General features: G+C 56.5%; 10 protein-coding genes. 4 read left to right on the top strand and 6 right to left on the bottom strand.

Translation table 11 applies throughout. The features are described from left to right. Nucleotides 1-118: 118 nt before the first annotated feature. Nucleotides 119-841, top strand: a complete 723-nt coding sequence (locus NLM27_RS25520) for a hypothetical protein (protein WP_254145949.1) — start codon at nt 119-121, stop codon at nt 839-841. An 866-nt stretch (nt 842-1,707) separates the two neighbouring features. Beyond that, nucleotides 1,708-2,451, top strand: a complete 744-nt coding sequence (locus tag NLM27_RS25515; protein ID WP_254148922.1) for a LuxR family transcriptional regulator — start codon at nt 1,708-1,710, stop codon at nt 2,449-2,451. A gap of 351 nt (nt 2,452-2,802) precedes the next feature. Here the strand turns inward: NLM27_RS25515 and NLM27_RS25510 are convergent, their stop codons facing one another. The 6 genes from NLM27_RS25510 to nodD1 form a co-directional block, all read right to left on the bottom strand. Beyond that, on the bottom strand, nt 2,803-4,065 hold the full coding sequence (locus NLM27_RS25510; protein ID WP_254145948.1) for an MFS transporter: 1,263 nt from the start codon (nt 4,063-4,065) through the stop codon (nt 2,803-2,805). 876 nt (nt 4,066-4,941) lie between these two features. Further along, complete coding sequence (locus NLM27_RS25505; RefSeq protein WP_254145947.1) at nt 4,942-5,661, bottom strand: outer membrane protein; 720 nt, start codon at nt 5,659-5,661, stop codon at nt 4,942-4,944. Nucleotides 5,662-6,428: 767 nt separating this feature from the next. Beyond that, nucleotides 6,429-6,896, bottom strand: a complete 468-nt coding sequence (locus NLM27_RS25500; RefSeq protein ID WP_254145946.1) for a NolY — start codon at nt 6,894-6,896, stop codon at nt 6,429-6,431. A gap of 1,236 nt (nt 6,897-8,132) precedes the next feature. Continuing rightward, nucleotides 8,133-8,846 carry a MerR family transcriptional regulator gene (locus NLM27_RS25495; RefSeq protein ID WP_254148921.1) on the bottom strand — a complete coding sequence of 238 codons (714 nt, stop codon included), beginning with the start codon at nt 8,844-8,846 and terminating at the stop codon, nt 8,133-8,135. 603 nt (nt 8,847-9,449) lie between these two features. Next, complete coding sequence (locus NLM27_RS25490) at nt 9,450-10,460, bottom strand: LysR family transcriptional regulator (protein WP_254145945.1); 1,011 nt, start codon at nt 10,458-10,460, stop codon at nt 9,450-9,452. A 589-nt stretch (nt 10,461-11,049) separates the two neighbouring features. Then, nucleotides 11,050-11,994 carry a transcriptional regulator NodD1 gene (gene nodD1, locus NLM27_RS25485; RefSeq protein WP_254145944.1) on the bottom strand — a complete coding sequence of 315 codons (945 nt, stop codon included), beginning with the start codon at nt 11,992-11,994 and terminating at the stop codon, nt 11,050-11,052. Between the two features lie 675 nt (nt 11,995-12,669). Here nodD1 and NLM27_RS25480 point away from each other — a divergent pair. Both NLM27_RS25480 and nodB read left to right on the top strand, forming a co-directional pair. Continuing rightward, nucleotides 12,670-13,302, top strand: coding sequence for a NodA family N-acyltransferase (locus NLM27_RS25480; protein WP_305887600.1), 633 nt, complete (start codon nt 12,670-12,672; stop codon nt 13,300-13,302). Beyond that, entirely contained in the window at nt 13,299-13,958 is a 660-nt protein-coding gene (gene nodB, locus NLM27_RS25475; protein WP_254145943.1) for a chitooligosaccharide deacetylase NodB, read from the top strand. Before NLM27_RS25480 ends, nodB begins: the two co-directional genes overlap by 4 nt. Nucleotides 13,959-13,962 lie beyond the last annotated feature (4 nt).

Raw genomic sequence — 13,962 nt, 5'->3', positions numbered from 1 at the left:
AGTTTTATGAGTTTCTTCCTGAATTGCCACCAGAACAGGGAGGGCGACACCATGCTTGGTGTTCAGCAAATATGCTTCCAGCATTCGTCAAGCAATCCACTCAAGGGAGGACATTCAGATGATTACGCCTATTCGACGGAACTGGGATCCAAGAGATTTTTTCGATGAGTTGAAACCTGCGATGTTCACTGCCGGACCGGCCACTTTGCGCGCGCGCCGGAACAAGCTGTGGCCAGAGTTGTATACCGAATACGACGCGAGGCATTTGAAGCAAGAGCTGTTTAAGCGAAATCTGATCGCCAGCAGCGAAGCTGAGGCGTTCTTCGGTGCCTGGTCCGCGGATGAAGAGCGTCACACCGATAGTTTCATCCAGATCATGGAGCTTGTCGCTGGCGAATCCGAAAGGGATCTTCGAGACAGATTGGAGGCTCGATCGCATGATTTCTCTGCAATCGATGAATACTTAGAAGACGAATTCTCTTTGCTAGTTATGATCGCGTTTGACGAGATGTGTACTTGCCGCGCCTATGCTGCGGATCGAGAGTTCTACGCCGGCCTCGGGACCAATTTCCTTCGCTGGCTGAGAGAGGTGGTTGCCGACGAGGCCGTTCACTCGATAAACGCCGTTAACGTTATCCGGACCCGGCACTGCGATCGCATCCCCGAAGCCGGCACAATTCTCGATAACTTGATCGGCGGCGTGGGCGAGGATCCGGAGTATACCGGCACCTTCGTATTGGATTACTTCGACAAAAATTATACCAAGAAGATGTTCGCGAACTGCCGCGCCACAGTCTTGAGAAACGTCGCTAAACCGCTCACAGCCGCACCGGCGGATTGAACGCTTGGGTGCGCAGGCGAAGACGAGCTTTGGCGCGTCATCGACTATCGGCGCCTCACAATTTGATGTGTTGAGGCTCAGGCCGGAGTCCGCGGGGGGGGTCCAAAATCTAAGATGCGCCGGCCTTGACTTCGTTCCACGTGACCAATCAGTGATGGCCTGCAAACAGGGTGTACGGATCGCGGCTTCAATTAGAAGGAACCAACCTAGGGATTAAGAAGAACAATTGAGCCAAATGGCACTGTCGGCTTTCCTCCTGATGTCTCGAGTCCTTAATTCCCGCATCAACTATCTCAAGTCGCTCATCCCATTTGTCGTATGCCCGATTTTGAGAGCGACCGGAGAATTGGTACGACAATTGCTGTGCTGATCCGACAGGTTTTCACTTGCGGAGCTGCGCATGCAAAGTGCCCGCTGCACCAAAAAGATCCCCCGACTGCGGGCATATCGGGGGCGCCCTCTGACGACCATCCTCGTGGGCCACGAGGATCGATCAGCCTCAACGCTCAAGAACTGTTCGCGTCGGAGATACCCGACCCAAGCACTTAGACGCCATGCACTGTTTATGCATGGACTAAGAATTGCGCGAAGAGCGTGCCGGGCTGCTCATCGACCACGTTCTCGCCGCCGGCGATGCGGTGAGAACCAGTTGCGGACTGACGATGCAGATTCGTAGGACCATGCAAGATCGTGACCTACCTCATTTCATGCTCGCCGCCAAACCGGACGTCGACGGTGACACCGCGCTCGTTGAGCTCGGCATCACGGAGGGCTCGGCGACGGATGGGAACTTGCCTCCGCTTGATACAAGCTCAATCGAGCGGCGCAATACCGACCTTTTGAGCCAGCCTGCTGAGGCGCCTCAAATGGATCTTTTCAGCTTCACCGAATGCGCGACGCGAACGCAATCCCTCAGAGCGGTTTTCGAGCTTCTTGTGAGCTGTGCAAGTGACGAAGGCTTCAGCGAAGTGTCTTACGGAGCACTCAATTTCGCGGAGCCACTTCGCTTACCGGAGTATCCACCGCCGGCGGTTGCCGTAAAGTGGCCGCCTGACTGGTGTGAACGCTATTTTAAGCACAAATACCACCAGATTGATCCCGTGGTCCGACGGACACCGATGCTTGCACGGCCATTTCTGTGGGATCAACTCGCCGAGCAATATCAACTACAGCCTAACGAAAGGCGCGTACTTGATGAGGCCAGGGAGGCTGGTCTGAAGCACGGCATGAGTGTGCCTTTGTTTGGGCCATTGGGCCGAATATCTGTCATATCGTTTGCGTCTCGGTTCGACGATGCCGATCCTCAACATTCTAAAGGCCACCTCAACGCATTAGCCTGGCACTTTCATACCGCTTGTGTAGAGATCACACGTCCAGTGGAAGAAAACTGCATTAAGAGAGTTGCGCTATCGGAGCGCGAACTAGATTGTATCCGGTGGGTGGCAGAGGGTAAATCGTCGTGGGAAATCGGCAAGATATTGCAAATTAGCGAAAATACGGTCAACTTTCATCTGAAGAACGCGATGCGGAAGTTGGGCGCAACCAGCCGAATCCAAGCCGCCATTGTGGCGATCCGCCTCAATCTTATCTTTGATGTCCATGTCGAGTGAGACATTCTGCGGGCTTCGGATGGTCGGGTCGAAGCAATTGGCGGCTGGAAGTTGTTGAGGACAGAAAGTCGCTTTTAGGGGCAATCGTTCGAGGAGGACATCGTAAAATCGACCTACTATGTGACCGCACCAATTGCTGCTGGGAGTGAGCAATTGTCACCCAGCATCCATTCGCTCCGACACACGTCTTCTCACAAGATTACTCTGAAAAGGACGAGAAAGACGCGCTCGCCAATTTCTGTCGACGGCTGCAGCGCGTCGGGGCTCCGCGGCTGGGTCCGCTGTAGGTTACCTCAAATGAGCTTGTCGACGGCGACGCTATGACACAGGAAGACAATTTTGATGATCAGTCTACGCCACGCGTGGCGGCGACAGATTTGCGGCGCGGATGAATCCCATCGCTAGCAAGCCCGAGAGAGCATAGCCGAGGCCTGGCAGGATCAGTGTGACTCTGTAGCCGAATTTCGCCGCGATCAACCCGCTCGCCGCGAAGCCCGTCAATGCGAACGCCGACATCACCGAAGTCAGGAACGTGACATCTGTTCCCGCCTTGCCTAGCCGGGCGAGCGCGAGAAACCAGTTTGTGAATGTAACGTGCTGGACTGCGAGGGCCGCGAACACGATCCCGACGCTCGCGACGGCGCTCACACGATCGGTGACATAGCAATCAATAATCGCAAACGCTCCAAAACCGATGGCCAGGACTGCACAGCCCAACATCACGCCTCGATTCGGCGCCATTCGCCCCAGGATCGCGGTGGTCAGCGGCGCAACGATAGTATACGTTAATACGTTCGAGATCGCTCCGATCCATCCAATGTCTGCCGCAGCAAAGCCGAGATCAACGAGTCGCAACTGCACCATTGCGAACGCCAGTGCGATTCCGGCAACGCCGGGCGCTATCAATGCGGCGGTTGTCCACAGACCATTGTTGCGCAGGAAGATCGACTGTCGCTGCGGTGAACGCGACTTGTTCTTGGAATGGAGCGGTTCAGGAATCGCGAACACCCATCCAGCGAAAACGGCTAGCAGTAGCGCTAATCCCAACAAGGCCGTACGCCAACCGACAATCTCGATCAGCTGGAGGCAGACCGCGCCGCCGATCACGTGGCCAATGACCCGCCCCCAGCCTAGCAGCGTGGCCCCGAGCGGACGCTCGCTGGAATCGAGGGCTTCGGCTATGTAGCCCAATGTTGCGATCCGCTGTGTGGCAGCAACGCTCGCAAGGGCGACAGAAACAAGAAAGACCTGCATGAAATCGGTCTTTGGATTCAAGAATGCCATCACTGTCAGCACAGCGGTCGTGGCGACTTGGGTCAACAGGATCCATGATCGCCTAAGCCCTAGACGATTGAGACTCCATCGATCCACGATGGGGGCCCAAAGAATGCTAACCGTGAAGGCAAAGAATGCCGTGCTGTACAATCCAACCAGTTGCAAGCTGGCGCCGTTGGCGCGGAGAATCACCGGAATGGCCGAATAGATCAACGCGATCGACAGATACTGCTGACTGGCCAACGCAACCATTCCGATATGTGACAGGTAGCGAATTGCGATCAGCCTCTTCTGTTTAGGGAGCAGTTTCGCGCCTTCCTCAAGAGATGGTTTGAACAAGAAGCGGATCTGTCCAGCGCAACAGCGCGCCTAAACGGGGAAGGGGGATAAGAAGGTTTTGACAAATGTGGAGTAGGCGCTGGGGCGGCAAATAGCTCATCCATTCAATTGTTCTTTGAGGTCACCTTGCAACGTCTTCCGTTTCAAGCACCCGCTATGTGGTTGAGGAGGAGCAGGAGGTTGACCCATAGCGAACTCATGGCGCGAGAATCATAACTGCACACTCCAAGATTGGAGCAGCTGTTGAGCAATATGGTTGTTCCCCTCGGCCGCGTTCAGAGCCGTCGCCGTTGCGGTCACGGACTAGCTCCGTGGAGACGAGCATCGGCGGCACCAAGCCGCCTGGGCGCCAAGTTATCCTCTGACCAGCTCCACAGAGCGGGCATCAGCTTAATTTGCTGGGCTAAAGGCTGCCGAATTGACATCGCAGGTGCTGTCCTCGCGGCTCCCCTAGGCCAAACTCCAGATCGCATCGAACACTCCGCTGCGCTCATCGGCTTTCGCCAAGCGCTGTCAAACTGGCATCGTTGGCGACGGTTCGAGTGAAGCAAGCAGCGTGCCGCCTGATAATTGAGGTTATCGCGTCGCCTTATTTGCTCGGGCGCGACAGTTCTGAGACATCGTTGTCCTTAATCCGACAATCGCGTCGTCAGCCTAGAAGGTGCGCATTGCGCCAGACTACGCGCAGTCCAGAGGCGAAAAGCTGGTATCTGGAACGCGCACCCGGTGGGCTGGTTCCGACAGGGCGCCGGCGCGTGTGCAGCGGGAGGTGGCGCTTAAGAAAAATGGGCCAGTAAGGTGGGGAGAGTACTCCGACGAAAAAACCCCGACCCTAAGGTCGGGGCTCCTCGATCCGCCGCAAGAGCGTCGAAATCGCTATTTTGCGGTCCCCGGAAACAATTTGTAGTTAAGCCGAAGGGTTACCATATCGACATCCTGGTGAATCCGATCCGACCCGTTTGCAGGAAAGGTTACGTTGCTCTCCGGCATGAATAGGTGGTCATACTCGATGCCAGCTGACCAGCTAGGGGCGAAGTTGACTTCCAGGCCAGCGCCTACGACACCACCCCAACGGACATTGTCGCTTTTGACCTCAACGCCAGTGGCGGTCGAGTTGATCTGGTATGTGTTGCTCGTCACCGCAGCACCGCCCTTGGCGTAAAGCAGCACGGTATTGAAAGCGTAGCCGATCTGGCCGGTGAGCAAGCCGAACGCATCCGTTCTGGTGCGATTGATGTTCGACGGGAGGACGGCGCTGACATTGGAGCCGCTGAAATCTGCCCAATTGCCCTGGCCTTCAACGCCGTAGACCATGTTGAAGATCTGCCAGCGATAGCCAATCTGTCCGCCGACCGTGCCGCCGGCCCTACCATGACATCCTTCTGGGGTCCTTCCTGCCAAATCCCAGCAGTTATGGCTCGAGCCCCAGCCGCCGTTAACGCCCAAATAGTAGCCGGTCCAGTCATAGAGCGGGGGAGCGATCGGCTGCTGCGGCGCCTTGGTTAGGACAGGCTGCGGAGCGAGATCCGCGCCAAAAGCGGGCACCGCCGCGTTGATTGCGGCGATGCTTGCAGTCAGAAGCAGAAAATTCTTCATTGGAGTGTTGTTCCTTTCTTGACCCCGGCTCTGCGCGTCTTAGCAACATCAATGTGAATTGCTGTAACTTCAGGACAACATTCCTCAGGAAGAAATCGCTCAAATCTCACGGTGCGTTAGGTGCTGGAGCCAAAGATCCCGTCATGTCCAGAGATTGGCTTGATGCGTGTATTGGCTCAGATTCGCGCGAACTCGCATCACAAGCGGGGTAGGCGGCTCGGACCAAGATTCTCGGCTAATGCGGATCTTCGCAAAGCACCCGAGAGCTAAACTGGGCCTCTATGATCCGTGAGATTGGCGTTCCGGTCTTGCATCGACTAACATCTAATCGCCTTGCAAGCGTCATACGCTTATGAAGCGTGGTTGTGGGAGGCCACCGAGTGGAGCAATCGTGATCGTGGCGCTCCGATGGATGATCACCGGTCGGATACAGACTGCGCAAATAGTGCCCCGGGATACGCCGCGGCGAGTTGCAGAGGAAAAATAGCCAATCGATCTTCTAGGAAAATCTCGGCGCCGGTCGGTAAGAAGGTCCTCGTTTCGGACGGACCGGGTTAAGAACCAAAAGAGCCTAGCAAAATGCCTGGCTTCGTCGGTCTCAACAGCGACATGGAGTGGCTTCTGCTGTGTCAACCACGGTGCCAACACCACACTGCAATGAAATTGAGGAAGTCTGTGCTCCTTCATGGAAGCCAACACAACCAGGGCCTCGCCGCTGCCAGCAAGCCACAAGGTCGTATCTTGTGGAACTTGCCAGCCAGCACCGATTATGCGCCGCAGCATGGAGTGGAAGTCCGCCTCATCAGTTCGCAAAAGTATAGCGCATCATTAACTGCATGAAAGGCGTCTGGGCGGCCATTGGTGGCGACCGCCCGAGCCAGAATAAGCTTGGCGATTATCGCCCGGTTGTCAGGTGTCTGCATCGCTGACGGCAGGGCCGCGACTGCTTGATCAAAAAGCCCGCCCAAAACCTGAAGGTCCTCTGGATAGAAAATACCAGCTTCTATGTCAGGCAGTCGGGTGCTCTGCCGTTGGACGGCTGCGGTCCCGTCGCTCGTGTTGCTGCGGTCGCTGTCCACTTGCGCTGACATCAAAGAGCGCGTGATGTTGCCGAGCAATTGAATCGGGTCGAGCGGTTTTTTCTCTTCGCAGATCAGGCCTGCAACAGCCCCGACCTGCTGCTTGAATCCATGTTGAGGGTGCGGCACACTCGAATTGCAATGATCACAGTCCACAGCGCTTTCTCTCTCGATTACATAACGATAAGTAAGAATGACGTGATGTCACCCCGTTGGTGGTTCCTTGCCTTGCCCCTAGCCAAACTACGGCGCCGCCACTGTCGCTGTTTGCGACCAAGACGTGAGGCACGTGTCGCTCTCTGGCGTGCTGATTTGTCAACCGAAATGCCATGAGGTGCACGGATGACGCGTAGAGCGATGGCGAATGAGCAGCAGTCCCGCTTGCTTGCGTCTCAGGCGCCGATCGTCATTGACGGCACCTGGAGCGTGTCCGCAGACCAGCAAAGTGCGAAGCGGCCCATCCTGAACGATGAGTTCGTCTTACCTTCGGGCAACATGCGGTCGCCAAGGGTGAATTCGCATGCATCGCTTCCGACGAGAGAGAAATCCATTGTCATACGACCTTTCTGATCGCTGATTCCAAATCCGGCGATTGAATATGGGGATTGAGGCAGATCCGGTAAAATCGATTGTTTTTATGATAACCATCCAGGCCGCCGATTGGCCACGTTGGATGCGACCGTCGGCAACATAAGACTAGGCTCGACCATCGTGATGCGCGCGACCTGAGCCGCACGAAGAGCTTGATCGGCGCCCTACCGAGTAACGCTAGAGAGTTGAGAGCAGAAGTCTCTGGCGGCAAGCTGCCAAAGCGGGTAGTTGGCACTAGCCTCATCGATGTGGTCAAGTGGAGCTGTTGCACTGGGGTTGGCATTCAGACGATGCGCAATTCGCCATCAAGTAGCGGATCGAACCGTCAGACGCAGTTAAGCGGTGTCGAAACGGCGTTAAGTTCGTAGCAAAATTGTGTTGAGCTATTAAACGTAATCCATTTACGAATGTCGAATGGGCCTGTTGGTGAGACCGCTCGATCACTACAATGCGGAGCAATCACAGGAACGCTTCGCGATCTTCAACGTGACGCAGCCGGCTCGATGGCGCTGAAGACATCCAGATTGTTTGAGGGAGGGGCGAAGGACAGGAGGTTTGCGCCGTCGGCGGCGGCCATACCTGCCACTCGGTCGATTGCATAGCGATCCATGTCGGCGGATGGACGTTGAGTTGGCAGGTACCCTCGGTCGTTTGTCGAGGGCCGAAGCTCGACATGGTCATTGCGAGGCGTGGTGTGGTGAGTAATCAGGCCGTCTGACCTCAGGGGCGCAGATGTCAGCGTGCGCCAAGAAGCATTCGCCGACGGAACCATGGACGTGCGGAGCGGCCATGCGACCTGGGTCAATGCGGTTGAGGCCCGAGCGCGACAAGAGCGCTGTCGAGATACTGCATGAGATGCGGGTCCCACCCTGCCAGGCTGCGAGGATCGCTCAATCGTGCCAGGACCTTCAAGATGGTTGAACCGGTCGAATCATTTCCGGCAATCTCGCCGATCAGCAAGCGTGCCTCAAGCGCCACGGCTTTTGTGCGGTCGCTGTGCGGACGCTCGTTCTGGTCCATACAATCGCGCAAGTCGTTGCGGATCCGCCGCCACCGCTCTTCCCGTTCCGCTGCAAGAGCGCATGTGCATGGACGAGCCTGAGGACGTCTCTCAACCCTCGACATCGCATCAAGCGCGGCGGGCAGCTCATCAACGCTCACTCGTGCGTCACCGTCGGTCGTCATATTGCGCAAACGATCTCGCAACTGAGTTGCACGAGCGACTTGATCCTCAATCCGCTGCAGGTGCTTGCGTAGAAGGTCGGTGAGAGAGGTGCGACCGTCCATCGCTTTGCGGATCTCCTGAAGTGAAAAGCCGAGCTCGCGGAGGGCTCGAATCTGATGCACTCGTTGAATGCTTTCGCGGTCGTACATCCGGTGACCGCCCCCGGTGCGCTCCGACGCGGCAAGCAGTCCCGTGTGCTCATAGTGATGCAGAGTGCGTACCGTTACTCCGGTCGCCCCTGCAAGTTCGCCTATGCGCCATCGACGCCTTCGTGGTGTAGCTTTGGTCATGATTTCCATTTCAAAGCCTACAACCTGACGCCACGTGAGATTCAAGCCATTTCAGTGGTCTAGCTGAATCATATTGCACTTCGGCGCACGCGCGGGGCTTATCGTGAGTGGCGCTTAATCAAACGGCGGAGGAAATGGCGTCCATCAGAATTAGTAGGGAAGCCAGCTCGGTTGCGCTTGCAGATCCGAGGTGCAGGACGAGCTGCGCGATTGCTGAGCGATTTTCCGGAGTGCGCATTGCTACGGGCAAGACCGCAATTGCCCCGTCAAAAATCCTTCCCAAGGTTGAAAGCTCCTCCGATTCAAAGATGCGATGCTTTCGTTGCAACGTTCAGCTCCTTGAGTAGTTCGAGCGCGCGTGAGGTCGCAGGCGCAGCTCCAATCGCGACTTGAGGCCGTTGCCGACGCGGCTCGGCTCGATAGCAATTTGCAATCGTCGGCACAATAGTGTCAGGAGCGATCGAAGAGGGCTACAAACCGCCGCGAGTCCGCAGTACCGGATTGCTCGAGGCGGTAGATCTAGGCTGGAACACAGGTAAAATGCTTTACTCATTCCGCAGATATGGGTGTGGCATCGTTGCCGATATGACGAACGAGGCTCGGCTAGTCGCGATGCTTCGATGGTGAGCGCATCGCTCTAAGATTGGATGACGAACGTTTTTGATCGAAATTGGGGCGCCTGGAATCGTTCTTTTCCTCACCCTGAGAGCCGATGCGGGAGGACTCCTGCAATAGTATCTCCCGCATCCATATGCTTGCCGGGTCGGTGTTGTGAAAGGCAGGCCATTGCACGGCTTCGGTAAAGGCTGGAAGTGACAATGGTAGGTCAACGGTCTGCAGCGGGATCGTTTCCTCGAAGTGTTTAACTAGCCTTAACGGCATTAGGCCGATTCGATCAGTGCCTGATAGCATGGGCGGGATCATGCAAAAGCTCTGCACGACAAGATCGATGCGCCGCTTAAGCCCATGTTGAAGCAGGAACTGTTCCTCAATTGACGGGTTGTGTGCAAGATTCCACCTGACTGCAACTTGTCCTAGGGACATATATTCCTCGAATGTCAGCCGACGCGGCATTCGTTTGTTCGTGCGGCAGCCTGCACACACAAGCCTTTCACCGAAAAGTGCCGCCTTTGGATGAGCGCTCGACATGAATGGCTCCGGCATGATTAGAAAGTCGATTTCACCTCGCCGGAGAAGCTCATCGTGGTTCTCGCTGAGCGGTAGCAGTTCGAACCTGACTGCTGGAGCGTCTCGCGCCACACGATCTACGATCTGTCGAAAAAAGATCAGTGTAACGCAATCGGAAATACTGACTCGGAAACGACGACGCGATTCGGCGGGATTGAACACGTCCCGGGCAATAATGGTGAGTTGTATGTCGAGTAGCGCCTTGCGTACGGGGGAGGCGAGGCTTTCAGCACGCGATGTCGGGACAAGCGTCCGGCCTCTCATCGTAAACAACTCATCGCCGAAATAGGCGCGCAGCCGGGCGACGGCGGCGCTCATGGCCGGCTGACTGAGGTTGATGCTGCGAGCTGCGGCGGTCAGGTTGCGCGCGGTCATCAGGGAATCGAGTACGACCAGAAGATTCAGATCAAGGCCCTTGAAGCGCATACTTATCCTACTGAAGGCGCTTGGGTGGGTCTAAACACCCGCGGCTCTATGATATCCTCCACCTGAGATCGCTCCATCCGAGTGTTGACGGTATAAATCCGTCAGGATGCGGCTCGCTGCGAGCAGATGATCGCAGCGTAGAACTCGTCGGCGGTGCGGAGTCGACCATGATGGCGATCCAGCAATCACTCGCAGCATCGCATCGATCTTCTAGAGACCACAGCAGCCCAGCCTCAGCACGGCGCCGTCGATGCGAAAGTCTGCGAGGCGTTGCCGATAACTGCGTATGTTACCCTGGGTCCACCGGGTGCGACCCTACAACCTGACGCAGTGTGAGATTCAAGCGAATTGTATTCCGGGGGCAGGCTCTTGGGACTGTATCGACTGGGTCGCCCCAACTTCTGGCATTCCTTCGCGGCGATTGCAGTGCGAAATCGTTCGTGGCTGCCAGCGTGACGATTGAGACGTGGCATTATCCGTAACGAAGCGCCATCGATCTTTGAGGTGCCTTTCAGTCCTTAAAGCACCTGCGGAAGAGCTGCGGGCGAATTGGAGGCAGTTGAGAGCGTCATGCTCTGCGTGAGGTACCTTAGCAATGCCTACGACGTCGGGCCGCCTCCTGCGCAGGAGCCATGTTGGCGGCCTCCTGCAACATAATCCGCCTCATCCAAACACTTGCTGGATCAGTATTCTTGGCGGCAGGCCATTGGATGGCTTCGGTAAAAGACGGAAGTGCGAGCGGTGGCTCGACGATCTTCAGGAGCATCTGCTTCTCGAAATGCTTAGCCAATCTTAACGGCATAGTCCCAATGCGGCCAGTGTCAACGATGACGGTCGGAATCATACCAAAGCCCTGTACAACGACCTCGATGCGTCTCTTCAGGCCGTGTTCAAGCAAGAACCACTCTTCAATGTTAGGCCTCAATGCTCGTCCAAACTTGGCCGCGACGTGTCCCATTGACATGTATCTCTCAACCGTAAGCTGACGTGATAGCTGCTTGTTTGTGCGGCAGCCTACGCATACAAGCGTCTCCTCGAACAGCGTCGCCTTGGGGTGCGCGCTCGACATGAATATCTCCGGAAAAACAAGAAAGTCGACGTCGCCGCGCCTGAGAAGCTCGTCGTGCTCATCAGAGAAGGGCAGCAACTCGAAGCGCACGGCGGGAGCTTCACGCGCGACTCGATCAATGATTCGTCGAAAGAAGACGATCGTCATGAAATCGGAGAGGATGATCCTGAAGCGGCGGCTCGACTGAGCCGGGTCGAAGGCATCCCGGGAGATAATGGAGAGTTGAATGTGCAGCAGAGCCTCACGAATCGGCGCCGCTAGCCCTTCGGCTCGAGGTGTTGGGACGAGTTCGCGGCCCTTCATCGTAAATAGGTCATCACCGAAATAGGTGCGTAGCCGGGCAATGGCGGCGCTCATGGCCGGCTGGCTCAGGTGGATTTTGCGTGCCGCCGCGGTGAGATTGCGTTCGGTCATCAGAGCATCGAGCGCAACAAGAAGATTTAGATCAAGGCCCTTGAACCGCATAGCTTTGGTCAATCCATCGTGTGGATGTGTTCTATCGAAACAATCGATTTTACCTAACTGTGGAATATTGGATAGCAAACTTCAGTTTGGAAAATTGAAACAGGCATATCACCATGGCTGCCATTTGTAGCGTCAGCCCCCAAATGAAGTGGACGTTCGATGCCCATGTTCGCTCGCAGCATCAGCCAAGCCACATCGGGGCGCGGCTCCCTGCGGTTCGAAGCGAGCTGCAGTGCTTGGGGCTTGCGCGGCGAGTGCGCGATAGAACTTGTTGGACCTCGCTAGCGATAAACCTTTGTATAGGTCTGCCAATCCTTTCAATATCGGGCGCTTACCCGCGTACAATTGAGGCATTGCGCGAGGTTGCATTAGTTTCACGACGAAACGGCAGATGTGGATTGCCGGTGCCAAAGCTGGCGGCGACTTACTAGAGGCGTCGCGCGGCATCGCATTGAGAGGTCAATCGAAGATGCAAGAGACGCTGGTAGACCCAATGCAGGTGTTTCGCGCCTTACAGGTGATGGCCGCCCTCAATCGCTGCGCGTTGAGCGAGAGGGGCGAACTCATGCGATACACATCCCGTCGCGTTGAGCATCCCATTCCAGTCAGTGAGCAGCCATCGAGTGAGCGAGTGTCTCCGGAGGCCAGGCCGCTCAATCAGGTTGGTGGTTTGCCATGAACATTGCCGTGTCCACAGCTGCAGAAGGTCTCTCGATGCGTCCGCAGGTTCAGTGGAGGGTGCGCTGGGAGAGTGAGCTGTGCCTCACCGACCATGTCGAACTGTCCGAGTTCTTCCGGAAGAGCTACGGACCAACTGGCGCCTTCAATGCGCAGCCGTTCCAGAATAATCGCAGTTGGGCCGGTGCGAGGCCCGAGGTCCGCGCGATCGGTTATGATGCTCGCGGTATAGCCGCTCATATTGGTCTACTGCGCCGGTTCATCAAGGTCGGCGAAGTCGATCTACTCGTAGGCGAATTGGGATTGTACGCGGTACGCCCTGATCTTGAGGGCCTCGGGATTACCCATTCGATGCGCGTTATGTACCCGGTTCTGCATGAGCTTGGTGTTCCCTTTGGCTTTGGTACAGTTCGGCCCGCGCTGGAGAAACATATCACAAGATTGCTTGGCCGGCAGGGGCTCGCGACACTCATTCACGGTATACGACTGCGATCGACCCTTCCAGATGTGTATCTGAATCTTTCGACTACCCGCATCGACGATGCTCTCGTTTTGGTGTTGCCGATTGCGCGATCAATCGGCGAGTGGCCAACCGGTGCGACTATCGATCGGAACGGGCCAGAGCTGTGAGGCATGCCGATAACCAGCCATCGGTGCGTACTGAGTACGCTGCAGCGGACGGAAGTCGCTGTGTTTATCTGACGTTTGACGACGGTCCAAATCCACTCTGCACACCAGATGTCCTGGACCTGCTGGCAGAACGTAAGATCCAGGCGACGTTTTTTGTCATCGGTGCCTACGCGGCGCAGCAGCCGGCGCTAATACGGCGGATGATCGCTGACGGGCATGAGGTCGGAAATCACACGATGACCCATCCGGACCTGTCCAGTTGCGAACCGGCCGAAGTGCAAAGTGAAATACTAGGAGCCAGCGATGTCATTCGTGCAGCCTGCCCGCAAGCCTCGCTGCGGCACGTGCGAGCCCCCTACGGGCGGTGGACCGAAGAGGTGCTCGCGACAGCCGCGATGGCCGGACTTGGCATGGTGCACTGGTCGGTGGATCCACGAGATTGGTCGCGCCCTGGCGTCGATGCGATTGTGAACTCGGTGCTGGCCTCCATCCGACCGGGGGCAATCGTGCTCTTGCACGACGGATGTCCTCCTAGCGAGCTGGGACAGAGCGCCAATGCTGGTCTGCGCGACCAGACGCTCAGGGCGCTTTCACAGCTGATTCCCGCACTGCAAGAGCGGGGCTTCGCAATCTCTTCCCTTCCTCAAATTCACTGAAAAT

The organism is Bradyrhizobium sp. CCGB12 (assembly GCF_024199845.1).
GTDB lineage: Bacteria > Pseudomonadota > Alphaproteobacteria > Rhizobiales > Xanthobacteraceae > Bradyrhizobium.
This window is presented reverse-complemented; position numbering and strand designations above follow the sequence as displayed.

Bases quoted from the DNA above. Each gene is read 5' to 3' on its own strand.
- NLM27_RS25480 (WP_305887600.1), top strand. From the start codon at position 12,670: ATGAACATTGCCGTGTCCACAGCTGCAGAAGGTCTCTCGATGCGTCCG.
- NLM27_RS25495 (WP_254148921.1), bottom strand. From the start codon at position 8,846: ATGACCAAAGCTACACCACGAAGGCGTCGATGGCGCATAGGCGAACTT.
- NLM27_RS25505 (WP_254145947.1), bottom strand. From the start codon at position 5,661: ATGAAGAATTTTCTGCTTCTGACTGCAAGCATCGCCGCAATCAACGCG.
- NLM27_RS25515 (WP_254148922.1), top strand. From the start codon at position 1,708: ATGGATCTTTTCAGCTTCACCGAATGCGCGACGCGAACGCAATCCCTC.
- NLM27_RS25490 (WP_254145945.1), bottom strand. From the start codon at position 10,460: ATGCGCTTCAAGGGCCTTGATCTGAATCTTCTGGTCGTACTCGATTCC.
- nodD1 (WP_254145944.1), bottom strand. From the start codon at position 11,994: ATGCGGTTCAAGGGCCTTGATCTAAATCTTCTTGTTGCGCTCGATGCT.
- NLM27_RS25520 (WP_254145949.1), top strand. From the start codon at position 119: ATGATTACGCCTATTCGACGGAACTGGGATCCAAGAGATTTTTTCGAT.